Consider the following 11,932-nt stretch of genomic DNA (forward strand, 5'->3'; position numbering starts at 1 on the left):
CATGAAAAAGCCCCTGGCACTTCACAGTGCCAGGGGCTTTTTTGTCTCTATGGATTGCTGCGTTTCCCGTAGTAGCGAGCTCGCTCGCGAACAGGCAACCAAACCTCACGCAATCAGAACTGCGATTGCAGGTAGTTTTCCAGACCGATGGATTTGATCAGGCCCAACTGCTTCTCCAGCCAGTAGGTGTGATCTTCTTCGGTATCTGCCAACTGGATACGCAGAATGTCGCGGCTGACATAGTCCTGGTGCAGCTCGCACAGCTCGATGCCTTTGCAAAGCGCAGCGCGGACCTTGTATTCCAGACGCAGGTCGCTGGCCAGCATCTCCGGCACCGTGGTTCCGGTGTCGAGATCATCGGGGCGCATGCGCGGTGTGCCTTCGAGCATCAGAATGCGGCGTATCAGGGCATCGGCGTGTTGCGCCTCTTCTTCCATTTCGTGGTTGATACGCTCGTAGAGCTTGGTGAAGCCCCAGTCCTCGTACATCCGCGAATGAATGAAATATTGGTCGCGTGCTGCCAGTTCGCCCGTCAGCAACGTGTTGAGGTAATCGATTACGTCCGGGTGACCTTGCATCGCCCTAAATCTCCCTGCTTGAAAGTGGGTAGTTTGAACCAAGCTGACTTGCAGGTCACTTAGAAAGAGCCATAAAAGTGAAGAATATCCGAGAAAACCAGTAGAAATAACGCAAAAACCGCCCTAATGAGGGCGGTTCTGCTTCTTATTTAGACTTACTTGAGCGATACGCCCAACGCTTTGGCGATACCCTCGCCGTAAGCCGGGTCAGCCTTGTAGAAATGTTGCAGCTGACGATCAACCACATCAGCCGTTACCCCGGTCATGGCACCGGCAATGTTGTTGATCAACAGAGCCTTCTGCTCATCGTTCATGAGGCGGAACAGAGCCCCTGCATGACTGTAATAGTCGGTGTCTTCACGATGATCGTAGCGGGCTGCCGCACCGCTAAGCGCCAGGGGCGGCTCTGCGTAGCGTGGAGCCTGCTTCGGGGCATCGCTGTAGCTATTGGGCTCGTAGTTCGGCGCAGCAGCACCATTGCTTCCGAACGCCATGGAGCCGTCACGCTGGTAGCTGTTTACCGGGCTCAATGGAGCGTTCACCGGCAGCTGCTGATGGTTGGTGCCCACGCGGTAGCGGTGCGCATCGGCGTAAGCGAATACCCGGCCCTGCAGCATACGATCCGGCGAAAGCCCGACACCTGGCACCATGTTGCTTGGGCCAAAGGTGGCCTGTTCGACCTCGGCAAAGTAGTTCAGCGGATTGCGGTTCAACTCCAACTCACCCACCTCAATCAACGGGAACTCCTTCTGCGACCAGGTCTTGGTCACATCAAACGGGTTCTCGTAGTGCGCCGCGGCTTGTGCCTCAGTCATGATCTGAATGCACACGCTCCACTTCGGAAAATCGCCGCGCTCGATCGCATTGAACAGGTCGCGCTGAGCGTAATCCGGGTCGGTACCGGCCAGGCGTGCCGCCTCTGCCGGCGCGAGGTTCTTGATGCCCTGCTTGGTCTTGTAGTGCCACTTGACCCAGTGCCGCTCTCCCTTGGCGTTGATTAGGCTGTAGGTGTGACTGCCAAAGCCGTGCATATGACGGTAGCCGTCTGGAATACCGCGATCGGAAAACAGGATGGTCACCTGGTGCAACGCCTCAGGCGAGTGCGACCAGAAATCCCACATCATCTGGGCACTTTTCAGATTGCTCTGGGGAAGGCGTTTCTGGGTGTGGATAAAGTCGGGAAACTTCAGTGGGTCGCGAATGAAGAATACCGGTGTGTTGTTGCCCACGATGTCCCAGTTGCCTTCCTCCGTGTAGAACTTGAGGGCGAAGCCGCGAGGGTCACGCTCGGTATCAGCCGAGCCACGTTCACCGCCCACGGTGGAGAAACGCAGGAAGGTCGGAGTCTTCTTGCCAACTGCTTCAAACAGCTTCGCGCTGGTGTATTGGGTGATATCGCGAGAGACAGTGAAAGTGCCATAGGCACCCGAGCCCTTGGCGTGCACACGACGCTCAGGAATATTCTCACGGTTGAAATGGGCAAGCTTTTCGATCAGGTGAAAATCGTCGAGAAGCAACGGGCCCCGAGGGCCGGCGGAGCGGGAATTCTGGTTGTCAGCGACAGGAGCGCCACTAGCGGTTGTAAGAGTTTTGGTCTGGCTCATGCACAATCTTCCTCTGTCAGTCTGTGAAACTGCCGGCTAATCGGCTGACAAGGAGTATTGATCACCAGTGTTACAACATCCAATGCATTACACATTAGTTAACGATAGAAATATCTTATACATGCAGACACAAAAAACCGGGCACTAGGCCCGGTTCCTTGTTTCAGACTGACGTCTTACTCAGCGGATACAGCTTCACCGCCGACAGCACGATCAACCAGTTCAACGTACGCCATAGGAGCGTTGTCGCCAGCGCGGAAACCGCACTTGAGGATGCGCAGGTAGCCACCCTCACGGGTAGCGTAACGCTTGCCCAGGTCGTTGAAGAGCTTACCAACGATAGCTTTCGAACGAGTACGGTCGAAAGCCAGACGGCGGTTAGCCAGGCTGTCTGTCTTGGCCAAAGTGATCAGCGGCTCGGCAACGCGGCGCAGTTCTTTAGCTTTCGGCAGTGTAGTTTTGATCAGCTCGTGCTCGAACAGCGACACCGCCATGTTCTGGAACATGGCCTTGCGGTGCGAGCTGGTGCGGCTCAGGTGACGCCCACTTTTACGATGACGCATGGTTCATTCCTTACCAAACACAACGTTCGGTGATTACGACGATCAGGCAGTCGCCTTGTCGTCCTTCTTAAGACTTGCAGGCGGCCAGTTGTCGAGGCGCATGCCGAGGGACAGACCGCGGGAGGCCAGAACGTCCTTGATTTCGGTCAAGGATTTCTTACCCAGGTTCGGAGTCTTCAACAGCTCTACTTCGGTACGCTGAATCAGGTCGCCGATGTAGTAAATGTTTTCCGCCTTAAGGCAGTTAGCCGAACGTACAGTCAGTTCCAGATCGTCAACCGGGCGAAGCAGGATCGGATCGATCTCGTCTTCCTGCTCGACTACCACTGGCTCACTGTCACCTTTGAGGTCGACGAACGCAGCCAACTGCTGTTGCAGGATGGTTGCAGCACGACGGATAGCCTCTTCAGGATCCAGAGTACCGTTGGTTTCCAGATCAATAACCAGCTTGTCCAGGTTAGTACGCTGCTCGACACGGGCGTTTTCCACCACGTATGCGATGCGGCGAACCGGGCTGAACGAAGAGTCGAGCTGCAAGCGACCAATGCTGCGGCTTTCGTCTTCATCGCTCTGACGCGAGTCGGCCGGTTCATAACCACGACCACGAGCTACTACGAGCTTCATGTTCAGGGCGCCGTTAGACGCCAGGTTAGCGATTACGTGATCGGGGTTAACGATCTCGACATCATGATCCAGCTGAATATCGGCAGCGGTAACCACCCCCGAACCCTTCTTCGACAAGGTCAGCGTAACTTCGTCACGGCCGTGCAGCTTGATAGCCAGACCTTTAAGGTTCAACAGGATTTCAATTACGTCTTCCTGTACACCTTCGATGGCGCTGTACTCGTGGAGCACACCGTCAATCTCGGCCTCGACTACTGCACAGCCGGGCATTGAGGACAACAGGATGCGGCGCAGCGCGTTGCCCAGGGTGTGGCCAAAGCCACGCTCGAGAGGCTCGAGAGTGATCTTGGCGCGGGTTGGACTGACAACCTGCACATCAATGTGGCGGGGTGTCAGGAACTCATTTACCGAAATCTGCATGGATGCACCTATTTTCTAGCCCTTACTTGGAGTAGAGCTCGACAATCAGGCTTTCGTTGATGTCGGCGGACAGATCACTGCGAGCTGGAACGTTCTTGAAAACGCCCGACTTCTTCTCAGTGTCTACTTCTACCCATTCTACGCGGCCACGTTGAGCACACAGATCGAGAGCTTGGACAATGCGAAGTTGATTTTTTGCTTTCTCGCGAACAGCGACCACGTCACCAGCACGAACCTGGTAGGACGGAACGTTAACGGTCTGACCGTTTACGCTGATCGACTTGTGCGATACCAGCTGACGGGACTCGGCACGAGTAGAACCGAAGCCCATGCGGTATACAACGTTGTCCAGACGGCATTCGAGCAGTTGCAACAGGTTTTCGCCGGTTGCGCCCTTCTTGCCAGCTGCTTGTTTGTAGTAGCCGCTGAATTGACGCTCGAGTACGCCGTAGATACGACGGACTTTTTGCTTTTCACGCAGCTGAGTACCGTAGTCGGACTGACGACCACGACGCTGGCCGTGGATGCCAGGAGCTGCTTCGATGTTGCACTTGGATTCGATAGCGCGCACGCCGCTCTTCAGGAAGAGATCGGTGCCTTCGCGACGAGCCAGTTTGCATTTTGGACCAATGTAACGAGCCATTCTTTACAATCTCCTGGATTACACGCGGCGCTTCTTCGGCGGACGGCACCCGTTGTGCGGGATTGGCGTCACGTCGGTGATGCTGGCGATCTTGTAGCCACAGCCGTTCAAAGCGCGGACTGCGGATTCACGACCTGGACCTGGGCCCTTGACGTTAACGTCGAGGTTCTTCAGGCCATATTCCAGCGCAGCTTGACCAGCACGTTCAGCAGCTACTTGAGCAGCAAACGGGGTGGACTTGCGAGAACCGCGGAAACCCGAACCACCGGAGGTTGCCCAGGAAAGAGCGTTACCTTGACGGTCGGTGATGGTCACGATGGTGTTGTTGAAAGACGCGTGGATGTGGGCGATGCCATCAACCACTGTCTTTTTAATCTTTTTACGAGGACGAGCAGCAGGTTTTGCCATGACTAAATTCCTGTCGATTCGCTGGTGCGATTACTTGCGGATCGGCTTACGCGGACCTTTGCGAGTACGCGCGTTGGTCTTGGTACGCTGACCGCGCACTGGAAGACCACGACGATGGCGCAGACCGCGGTAGCAGCCCAGATCCATCAAGCGTTTGATTTTCATGTTGATTTCGCGACGCAGGTCACCTTCAGTGGTGAACTTCGCCACTTCGCCACGCAGCTGTTCAATTTGCTCGTCGCTCAGATCCTTGATCTTCGCAGCTGGGTTGACCCCAGTCACCGCACAGATTTTCTGTGCAGTAGTGCGACCAACACCATAGATGTAGGTCAGCGAGATAACAGTATGCTTGTTATCTGGAATGTTAACGCCTGCAATACGGGCCATTCAGTGGGACTCCAATTGACAGCTACCTACGCCCCGGAAGCCAAGAAATAGGGCGCGAGATAATATCGCTGTAATAACAAATAATCAACCCGGCAGCGCACTAGCTGCCGGGCTTGAAGCACAATCACACTCAGCCTTGGCGCTGTTTGTGACGCGGTTCCGCGCTGCAAATTACTCGAACAACACCTTCGCGGCGAATAATCTTGCAGTTACGGCACAGCTTTTTCACCGATGCACGAACTTTCATCACCAACTCCTCGAACCTTATGGATTAGCGCAGCATTCCGCTGCCGTAACCCTTCAGGTTGGCTTTCTTCATCAGGGATTCGTACTGGTGGGAAACGAGGTGCGATTGTACTTGCGACATAAAGTCCATAACAACCACGACCACGATCAGCAACGAGGTCCCGCCAAGGTAGAACGGAACGTTTGCAGCAACCACCAGGAACTGGGGCAACAGGCACACGGCCGTCATATATAGAGCACCGAACATGGTCAAGCGGGTCAGTACGCCATCAATGTAGCGCGCCGACTGCTCGCCTGGACGGATGCCCGGAATAAAGGCACCGGACTTCTTCAGGTTTTCCGCTACGTCTTTCGGATTGAACATCAACGCCGTATAGAAGAAGCAGAAGAAAATAATCCCTGCACTAAACAGCAGAATATTCAACGGCTGACCAGGAGCGATCGACTGCGAGATGTCCTGCAACCAGCCCATACCTTCAGACTGACCGAACCAGGCACCCAACGAAGCCGGAAACAGCAAAATGCTGCTCGCGAAGATAGCAGGAATAACACCGGCCATATTCACTTTCAGCGGCAAGTGGCTGGTCTGCGCAGCAAACACCTTACGGCCCTGCTGACGCTTGGCGTAGTGAACAGCAATACGACGCTGGCCACGCTCAATGAACACCACGAAACCGATAATCGCTACTGCCAGCAAACCGATCGCAACCAGGGCAAAAATATTGATATCACCCTGACGTGCAGACTCGAAAGACTGCCCGATCGCTCTCGGAAGACCGGCGACGATACCTGCGAAAATCAACATCGAGATACCGTTGCCAACACCACGCTCAGTAATCTGCTCACCCAGCCACATCATGAACATCGCACCAGCCACAAAAGTGGATACCGCGACGAAATGGAAGCCAAAGTCACCAGTGAACGCAACGCCCTGCCCCGCCAGACCAACGGACATGCCGATGGCCTGAACCAGAGCTAGGACGACAGTGCCGTAGCGGGTGTACTGGCTGATCTTGCGACGGCCAGCTTCACCTTCCTTCTTCAACTGCTCCAGCTGCGGGCTGACGGCTGTCATCAGTTGCATGATGATCGATGCCGAGATATACGGCATGATCCCCAGCGCAAAGATGCTCATCCGCTCCAGCGCGCCGCCGGAAAACATGTTGAACAAGCTAAGAATGGTCCCCTCATTCTGTCGAAACAGGTCTGCGAGTCGGTCAGGGTTGATACCTGGTACCGGGATGTGTGCGCCTATTCGGTAGACGATAATCGCCAGGAACAGAAAACGCAGACGAGCCCAGAGTTCAGACATACCGCCTTTGCCGAGCGCAGAGAGAGCACCTTGCTTAGCCATTTATTCCTCGAACTTGCCGCCAGCTGCTTCGATAGCCGCGCGCGCACCTTTGGTGGCGGCGATACCCTTGATGGTCACAGCGCGAGTAACTTCGCCGGACAGCATGATTTTCACACGCTGAACGTTTTGGTTAATCACGTTGGCATCTTTCAGGGACTGCACAGTGACGATGTCGCCTTCCACCTTAGCCAGCTCGGACAGACGCACTTCTGCGCGGTCCATGGCTTTCAGGGAAACGAAACCGAACTTTGGCAGGCGACGATGCAGCGGCTGTTGACCGCCTTCAAAGCCTGGAGCAATGGTGCCACCGGAGCGGGAAGTCTGACCTTTGTGACCACGGCCACCAGTCTTACCCAAACCACTACCGATACCACGGCCCGGACGATGCTTTTCGCGACGGGAACCCGGCGCTGGACTCAGATCATTGAGTTTCATCGATTAACCCTCGACACGCAGCATGTAGTAAGCCTTGTTGATCATCCCGCGGTTCTCGGGAGTATCCTGGACTTCTACAGTGTGACCGATGCGACGCAGACCCAGACCCTTAACGCACAGTTTGTGGTTAGGGATACGGCCGGTCATGCTTTTGATCAGCGTTACTTTAACGGTAGCCATGATCAGATGATCTCCTGGACGCTTTTGCCACGCTTGGCGGCAATGGATTCAGGGGACTGCATTGCTTTCAAACCCTTGAAAGTGGCGTGAACCACGTTTACTGGGTTAGTCGAGCCATAGCACTTGGCCAGAACGTTCTGAACACCAGCAACCTCGAGAACAGCACGCATAGCGCCGCCAGCGATGATACCGGTACCTTCAGAAGCAGGCTGCATATACACCTTGGAAGCGCCGTGAGCGGACTTCATAGCGTATTGCAGAGTGGTGCCGTTCAGATCAACTTGGATCATGTTGCGGCGAGCAGCTTCCATTGCCTTCTGGATCGCAGCAGGCACTTCACGCGACTTGCCACGGCCGAAGCCAACACGGCCCTTACCATCACCAACCACGGTCAACGCGGTGAAAGTGAAGATACGGCCGCCTTTAACGGTTTTGGCTACGCGGTTAACTTGAACCAGCTTCTCGATGTAGCCTTCGTCGCGCTTTTGGTCGTTATTTGACATAACTTAGAACTCCAGCCCAGCTTCACGAGCAGCATCAGCCAGCGCCTTGACGCGGCCGTGGTACTTGAAGCCAGAGCGGTCGAAAGCCACCTGCGAGACGCCAGCGGCTTTTGCACGCGTAGCGACCAGCTGGCCAACCTTAGTGGCCGCGTCGATGTTGCCAGTGGCGCCATCACGCAGTTCTTTATCCAAAGTCGAGGCACTTGCCAGGACTTTGTTGCCGTCGGCCGAAATGACCTGGGCGTAGATGTGCTGCGAAGAGCGGAACACGCAGAGACGCACGACTTCGAGTTCGTGCATTTTCAGGCGTGCTTTGCGAGCGCGACGCAGTCGAGTAACTTTTTTGTCGGTCATTTGCTATGCCCTACTTCTTCTTGGCTTCTTTACGACGGACGACTTCGTCCGCGTAGCGCACACCTTTACCTTTGTAAGGCTCTGGTGGACGGAAGTCGCGGATCTCAGCGGCCACTTGACCTACCAGCTGCTTATCGATGCCCCGGATCAGGATATCGGTCTGGCTAGGAGTCTCAGCGGTGATGCCTTCCGGCAGTTCGTAATCCACTGGATGCGAGAAGCCGAGGGCCAGGTTCAGCACTGTGCCTTTTGCTTGTGCCTTGTAACCAACACCGACCAGCTGGAGCTTGCGCTCGAAGCCTTGGCTTACGCCTTGGACCATGTTGTTTACCAGAGCACGAGTGGTACCGGCCATTGCACGAGTTTGTTGATCGCCATTGCGAGCAGCGAAACGCAGCTCACCAGCTTCCTCAACAATTTCAACGGACGAGTGAACGTTCAGTTCGAGAGTGCCCTTGGCACCCTTCACCGAAAGCTGTTGGCCGGCGAATTTAACTTCGACACCAGCTGGCAGCTTAACGGGGTTCTTAGCGACGCGAGACATGCTTATCCCCCCTTAGAACACAGTGCAAAGAACTTCGCCGCCGACACCGGCAGCGCGCGCAGCACGATCAGTCATCACACCTTTGTTGGTGGAGACGATAGACACGCCAAGACCGCCACGAACTTTCGGCAGCTCTTCAACGGACTTGTACTGACGCAGGCCTGGACGGCTAACGCGCTTCACTTCTTCGATGACCGGACGGCCTTCGAAGTACTTCAGCTCGATGGACAGCAGAGGCTTGATTTCGCTGCTGATCTGATAACCCGCGATGTAACCTTCGTCCTTCAGGACTTTTGCTACAGCCACCTTCAGCGTGGAAGACGGCATGCTTACGACGGACTTTTCAGCCATCTGGGCATTACGGATTCGAGTTAGCATGTCCGCTAACGGGTCCTGCATACTCATGGGCTAGATGCTCCTGATACAAAAAGAATTAGCCTTGCGGCTACAACTGTCGCCGAGAAATTCCGGGCAAAAAACACGGGCTCAGGCGAGCCGGTCATTCTAGACACACCCCAGAAATGAATCAAGCCCCAAAAGGGGCTTGATTCACGTTCAAGGCCACCGGTGATCGGGATCTTGCGAGCCCGAACACCGCGACTTCGATAGCTATTACCAGCTGGCTTTAACCAGACCTGGTACGTCACCACGCATTGCAGCTTCACGTAGCTTGTTACGGCCCAGGCCGAACTTGCGGTAAACGCCGTGCGGACGACCAGTCAGGCGGCAGCGGTTACGCATGCGCGAGGCGCTGGCGTCACGTGGCTGCTTCTGCAGAGCTACGGTAGCTTCCCAACGAGCTTCTGGACTTGCGTTCAGATCCACGATGATAGCTTTCAGCGCTGCACGCTTGGTGGCGTACTTGGCAACGGTGAGCTGACGCTTCAGCTCACGGTTTTTCATGCTCTTCTTGGCCATTTTCCTACTCCAATCAGTTGCGGAACGGGAATTTGAAAGCACGCAGCAGAGCGCGGCCTTCGTCATCGTTCTTAGCAGTGGTGGTCAGGGTAATGTCCAGACCGCGGAGAGCATCGATCTTGTCGTAATCGATTTCCGGGAAAATGATCTGCTCTTTGACACCCATGCTGTAGTTGCCACGACCGTCGAAGGACTTGGCATTCAGGCCGCGGAAGTCGCGAACCCGAGGCAGGGAGATCGACAGCAGACGATCCAGGAACTCGTACATACGCTCACGGCGCAGGGTCACTTTGACGCCGATCGGCCATCCTTCGCGGACTTTGAAGCCAGCGATGGATTTACGAGCGTAGGTCACAACGACTTTCTGGCCGGTGATCTTTTCCAGGTCAGCAACAGCATGCTCGATGACTTTTTTGTCGCCGATCGCTTCGCCCAGACCCATGTTCAGGGTGATTTTGGTAACGCGCGGAACTTCCATCACGTTCGAAAGCTTAAGTTCTTCCTTAAGTTTCGGAGCGATTTCCTTCCGGTAAATCTCTTTTAGTCGTGCCATGGTCTTCTACCTAGCAGTGTTCAAGCATCAACCGCTTTTTGGGTCGACTTGAAGACACGAATTTTTTTGCCGTCTTCTACTTTGAAACCAACGCGGTCAGCCTTGTTGGTTTCGCCGTTGAAAATGGCGACGTTGGAAGCGTGCAGTGGCGCTTCTTTCTCGACGATACCGCCCTGTACGCCCGACATCGGGTTAGGCTTGGTATGACGCTTGACCAGGTTCAGGCCACCGACGACCAGACGGTCATCAGCCAGAACCTTAAGCACCTTACCGCGCTTACCTTTGTCTTTGCCGGCGATCACGATGATCTCGTCGTCACGACGAATCTTTTGCATGTCGGATCTCCTTACAGCACTTCTGGGGCGAGCGAGACGATCTTCATGAACTTCTCAGTACGAAGTTCACGGGTCACTGGCCCAAAGATACGGGTGCCGATCGGCTCTTGCTTGTTGTTCAACAGAACAGCAGCGTTGCCATCAAAGCGGATGATGGAGCCGTCTGCACGACGAACACCGTGGCGAGTGCGGACTACAACAGCAGTCATCACTTGGCCTTTCTTCACCTTACCGCGAGGAATTGCTTCCTTGACGGTCACTTTGATGATGTCACCGATACCAGCGTAACGACGATGGGAGCCACCCAGCACCTTGATGCACATAACGCGGCGAGCGCCGCTGTTATCGGCCACATCGAGCATGGATTGAGTCTGAATCATATAATTTCTCCGACCCCTAGCCCTTAGACTTCCACAGCGCGTTCGAGAACATCAACCAGGGCCCAAGACTTGGTCTTGGCCATCGGACGAGTTTCACGAATAGTGACTTTGTCGCCGATGTGGCACTGATTGGTTTCGTCGTGCGCGTGCAGCTTAGTCGAACGCTTAACGTATTTACCGTAGATAGGGTGCTTAACGCGACGCTCGATCAGAACGGTGATGGTCTTGTCCATCTTGTCGCTGACAACACGGCCAGTCAGCGTACGGACAGTTTTTTCGGCTTCAGCCATGATTACTTACCTGCCTGCTGGTTGAGCACAGTCTTCACGCGAGCGATGTCACGCTTAACTTGCGAGAGCAGATGAGACTGCCCCAACTGGCCAGTTGCCTTCTGCATACGCAGATTGAACTGGTCGCGCAGCAGGCCGAGCAGTTGCTCGTTCAGCTGCTGTGCGGATTTTTCACGAAGTTCATTCGCTTTCATCACATCACCGTCCGTTTAACAAAGGAGGTGGCGAGCGGCAGCTTTGCAGCAGCCAGGGCGAAAGCCTCACGCGCCAGCTCTTCAGAAACACCCTCGATTTCATACAGGACTTTGCCTGGCTGAATCTGGGCAACCCAGTATTCGACGTTACCCTTACCTTTACCCATCCGAACTTCGAGTGGTTTTTTGGAAATAGGCTTGTCCGGGAATACACGGATCCAGATCTTGCCACCACGTTTTACGTGACGGGTCAGAGCACGACGCGCTGACTCGATCTGACGAGCGGTGAGACGACCACGAGCAACAGACTTCAGCGCGAACTCGCCGAAGCTGACTTTGCTACCGCGCAATGCCAGACCACGGTTGTGGCCGGTCATTTGCTTGCGGAACTTCGTACGCTTTGGTTGCAACATTTGGCG

At 55.0% G+C, this 11,932-nt stretch carries 22 protein-coding genes; all 22 read right to left on the reverse strand.

Annotation, left to right across the window (positions count from 1 at the left end; translation table 11 throughout):
* Positions 1 to 113 precede the first annotated feature (113 nt).
* Positions 114 to 578, reverse strand: a complete 465-nt coding sequence (gene bfr / locus PST29_RS27020) for a bacterioferritin (RefSeq protein ID WP_060841335.1) — start codon at positions 576 to 578, stop codon at positions 114 to 116.
* Positions 579 to 733: 155 nt separating this feature from the next.
* A complete protein-coding gene (locus PST29_RS27025) occupies positions 734 to 2,182 on the reverse strand; it encodes a catalase (protein WP_060844772.1) in 1,449 nt (482 codons plus the stop codon).
* Between the two features lie 176 nt (positions 2,183 to 2,358).
* On the reverse strand, positions 2,359 to 2,745 hold the full coding sequence (gene rplQ / locus PST29_RS27030; RefSeq protein WP_007924175.1) for a 50S ribosomal protein L17: 387 nt from the start codon (positions 2,743 to 2,745) through the stop codon (positions 2,359 to 2,361).
* A 42-nt stretch (positions 2,746 to 2,787) separates the two neighbouring features.
* Positions 2,788 to 3,789, reverse strand: coding sequence for a DNA-directed RNA polymerase subunit alpha (locus tag PST29_RS27035; protein WP_007970428.1), 1,002 nt, complete (start codon positions 3,787 to 3,789; stop codon positions 2,788 to 2,790).
* Between the two features lie 22 nt (positions 3,790 to 3,811).
* Positions 3,812 to 4,432 (reverse strand): 30S ribosomal protein S4, encoded by a 621-nt coding sequence (gene rpsD / locus PST29_RS27040; RefSeq protein ID WP_011063772.1) that lies wholly within the window; start codon positions 4,430 to 4,432, stop codon positions 3,812 to 3,814.
* A gap of 18 nt (positions 4,433 to 4,450) precedes the next feature.
* Positions 4,451 to 4,840, reverse strand: a complete 390-nt coding sequence (rpsK, locus tag PST29_RS27045) for a 30S ribosomal protein S11 (RefSeq protein WP_007924177.1) — start codon at positions 4,838 to 4,840, stop codon at positions 4,451 to 4,453.
* Between the two features lie 30 nt (positions 4,841 to 4,870).
* The gene (rpsM, locus tag PST29_RS27050; RefSeq protein ID WP_003186020.1) at positions 4,871 to 5,227 is read right to left on the reverse strand and encodes a 30S ribosomal protein S13; all 357 of its coding nucleotides are present in this window, start codon (positions 5,225 to 5,227) and stop codon (positions 4,871 to 4,873) included.
* Positions 5,228 to 5,357: 130 nt separating this feature from the next.
* A complete protein-coding gene (rpmJ, locus tag PST29_RS32020; RefSeq protein WP_002555468.1) occupies positions 5,358 to 5,474 on the reverse strand; it encodes a 50S ribosomal protein L36 in 117 nt (38 codons plus the stop codon).
* Positions 5,475 to 5,498: 24 nt separating this feature from the next.
* Entirely contained in the window at positions 5,499 to 6,827 is a 1,329-nt protein-coding gene (gene secY, locus PST29_RS27055; RefSeq protein ID WP_007924182.1) for a preprotein translocase subunit SecY, read from the reverse strand.
* Positions 6,828 to 7,262, reverse strand: coding sequence for a 50S ribosomal protein L15 (gene rplO, locus PST29_RS27060; protein WP_007924183.1), 435 nt, complete (start codon positions 7,260 to 7,262; stop codon positions 6,828 to 6,830).
* Between the two features lie 3 nt (positions 7,263 to 7,265).
* Complete coding sequence (rpmD, locus tag PST29_RS27065) at positions 7,266 to 7,442, reverse strand: 50S ribosomal protein L30 (protein WP_003176408.1); 177 nt, start codon at positions 7,440 to 7,442, stop codon at positions 7,266 to 7,268.
* Between the two features lie 2 nt (positions 7,443 to 7,444).
* Positions 7,445 to 7,945, reverse strand: a complete 501-nt coding sequence (rpsE, locus tag PST29_RS27070) for a 30S ribosomal protein S5 (protein ID WP_007924184.1) — start codon at positions 7,943 to 7,945, stop codon at positions 7,445 to 7,447.
* 3 nt (positions 7,946 to 7,948) lie between these two features.
* Complete coding sequence (gene rplR / locus PST29_RS27075; protein WP_003186037.1) at positions 7,949 to 8,299, reverse strand: 50S ribosomal protein L18; 351 nt, start codon at positions 8,297 to 8,299, stop codon at positions 7,949 to 7,951.
* A 10-nt stretch (positions 8,300 to 8,309) separates the two neighbouring features.
* On the reverse strand, positions 8,310 to 8,843 hold the full coding sequence (gene rplF / locus PST29_RS27080) for a 50S ribosomal protein L6 (RefSeq protein ID WP_016966733.1): 534 nt from the start codon (positions 8,841 to 8,843) through the stop codon (positions 8,310 to 8,312).
* A 12-nt stretch (positions 8,844 to 8,855) separates the two neighbouring features.
* Positions 8,856 to 9,248, reverse strand: a complete 393-nt coding sequence (gene rpsH / locus PST29_RS27085; RefSeq protein WP_011063773.1) for a 30S ribosomal protein S8 — start codon at positions 9,246 to 9,248, stop codon at positions 8,856 to 8,858.
* A gap of 207 nt (positions 9,249 to 9,455) precedes the next feature.
* Positions 9,456 to 9,761 (reverse strand): 30S ribosomal protein S14, encoded by a 306-nt coding sequence (gene rpsN / locus PST29_RS27090; RefSeq protein WP_003228726.1) that lies wholly within the window; start codon positions 9,759 to 9,761, stop codon positions 9,456 to 9,458.
* Between the two features lie 13 nt (positions 9,762 to 9,774).
* On the reverse strand, positions 9,775 to 10,314 hold the full coding sequence (rplE, locus tag PST29_RS27095) for a 50S ribosomal protein L5 (RefSeq protein ID WP_003210069.1): 540 nt from the start codon (positions 10,312 to 10,314) through the stop codon (positions 9,775 to 9,777).
* A 20-nt stretch (positions 10,315 to 10,334) separates the two neighbouring features.
* On the reverse strand, positions 10,335 to 10,649 hold the full coding sequence (gene rplX / locus PST29_RS27100) for a 50S ribosomal protein L24 (protein WP_007896770.1): 315 nt from the start codon (positions 10,647 to 10,649) through the stop codon (positions 10,335 to 10,337).
* 11 nt (positions 10,650 to 10,660) lie between these two features.
* Positions 10,661 to 11,029 (reverse strand): 50S ribosomal protein L14, encoded by a 369-nt coding sequence (gene rplN, locus PST29_RS27105; protein ID WP_002555479.1) that lies wholly within the window; start codon positions 11,027 to 11,029, stop codon positions 10,661 to 10,663.
* 23 nt (positions 11,030 to 11,052) lie between these two features.
* Positions 11,053 to 11,319 (reverse strand): 30S ribosomal protein S17, encoded by a 267-nt coding sequence (gene rpsQ / locus PST29_RS27110; RefSeq protein WP_003194644.1) that lies wholly within the window; start codon positions 11,317 to 11,319, stop codon positions 11,053 to 11,055.
* Positions 11,320 to 11,321: 2 nt separating this feature from the next.
* Positions 11,322 to 11,513, reverse strand: coding sequence for a 50S ribosomal protein L29 (rpmC, locus tag PST29_RS27115; protein WP_002555481.1), 192 nt, complete (start codon positions 11,511 to 11,513; stop codon positions 11,322 to 11,324).
* Positions 11,513 to 11,926, reverse strand: coding sequence for a 50S ribosomal protein L16 (rplP, locus tag PST29_RS27120; protein ID WP_003228729.1), 414 nt, complete (start codon positions 11,924 to 11,926; stop codon positions 11,513 to 11,515). The genes rpmC and rplP overlap by 1 nt, the downstream gene beginning before the upstream one ends.
* Between the last annotated feature and the right edge of the window lie 6 nt (positions 11,927 to 11,932).

The sequence above is a fragment of the Pseudomonas sp. St29 genome, from assembly GCF_001547915.1.
Lineage (GTDB): Bacteria > Pseudomonadota > Gammaproteobacteria > Pseudomonadales > Pseudomonadaceae > Aquipseudomonas.

Excerpts from the sequence above, each read along its gene's own strand:
- rplN (WP_002555479.1), bottom strand. The coding sequence starts at position 11,029 with ATGATTCAGACTCAATCCATGCTCGATGTGGCCGATAACAGCGGCGCT.
- rpsH (WP_011063773.1), bottom strand. The coding sequence starts at position 9,248 with ATGAGTATGCAGGACCCGTTAGCGGACATGCTAACTCGAATCCGTAAT.
- rpsQ (WP_003194644.1), bottom strand. The coding sequence starts at position 11,319 with ATGGCTGAAGCCGAAAAAACTGTCCGTACGCTGACTGGCCGTGTTGTC.
- rpsD (WP_011063772.1), bottom strand. The coding sequence starts at position 4,432 with ATGGCTCGTTACATTGGTCCAAAATGCAAACTGGCTCGTCGCGAAGGC.
- rpmD (WP_003176408.1), bottom strand. The coding sequence starts at position 7,442 with ATGGCTACCGTTAAAGTAACGCTGATCAAAAGCATGACCGGCCGTATC.
- rpsM (WP_003186020.1), bottom strand. The coding sequence starts at position 5,227 with ATGGCCCGTATTGCAGGCGTTAACATTCCAGATAACAAGCATACTGTT.
- rplP (WP_003228729.1), bottom strand. The coding sequence starts at position 11,926 with ATGTTGCAACCAAAGCGTACGAAGTTCCGCAAGCAAATGACCGGCCAC.
- rplX (WP_007896770.1), bottom strand. The coding sequence starts at position 10,649 with ATGCAAAAGATTCGTCGTGACGACGAGATCATCGTGATCGCCGGCAAA.
- rplQ (WP_007924175.1), bottom strand. The coding sequence starts at position 2,745 with ATGCGTCATCGTAAAAGTGGGCGTCACCTGAGCCGCACCAGCTCGCAC.
- PST29_RS27035 (WP_007970428.1), bottom strand. The coding sequence starts at position 3,789 with ATGCAGATTTCGGTAAATGAGTTCCTGACACCCCGCCACATTGATGTG.
- rpmC (WP_002555481.1), bottom strand. The coding sequence starts at position 11,513 with ATGAAAGCGAATGAACTTCGTGAAAAATCCGCACAGCAGCTGAACGAG.
- rplE (WP_003210069.1), bottom strand. The coding sequence starts at position 10,314 with ATGGCACGACTAAAAGAGATTTACCGGAAGGAAATCGCTCCGAAACTT.
- rplR (WP_003186037.1), bottom strand. The coding sequence starts at position 8,299 with ATGACCGACAAAAAAGTTACTCGACTGCGTCGCGCTCGCAAAGCACGC.
- rpsK (WP_007924177.1), bottom strand. The coding sequence starts at position 4,840 with ATGGCAAAACCTGCTGCTCGTCCTCGTAAAAAGATTAAAAAGACAGTG.
- secY (WP_007924182.1), bottom strand. The coding sequence starts at position 6,827 with ATGGCTAAGCAAGGTGCTCTCTCTGCGCTCGGCAAAGGCGGTATGTCT.
- rplF (WP_016966733.1), bottom strand. The coding sequence starts at position 8,843 with ATGTCTCGCGTCGCTAAGAACCCCGTTAAGCTGCCAGCTGGTGTCGAA.
- rpsN (WP_003228726.1), bottom strand. The coding sequence starts at position 9,761 with ATGGCCAAGAAGAGCATGAAAAACCGTGAGCTGAAGCGTCAGCTCACC.
- bfr (WP_060841335.1), bottom strand. The coding sequence starts at position 578 with ATGCAAGGTCACCCGGACGTAATCGATTACCTCAACACGTTGCTGACG.
- rpmJ (WP_002555468.1), bottom strand. The coding sequence starts at position 5,474 with ATGAAAGTTCGTGCATCGGTGAAAAAGCTGTGCCGTAACTGCAAGATT.
- rpsE (WP_007924184.1), bottom strand. The coding sequence starts at position 7,945 with ATGTCAAATAACGACCAAAAGCGCGACGAAGGCTACATCGAGAAGCTG.
- rplO (WP_007924183.1), bottom strand. The coding sequence starts at position 7,262 with ATGAAACTCAATGATCTGAGTCCAGCGCCGGGTTCCCGTCGCGAAAAG.
- PST29_RS27025 (WP_060844772.1), bottom strand. The coding sequence starts at position 2,182 with ATGAGCCAGACCAAAACTCTTACAACCGCTAGTGGCGCTCCTGTCGCT.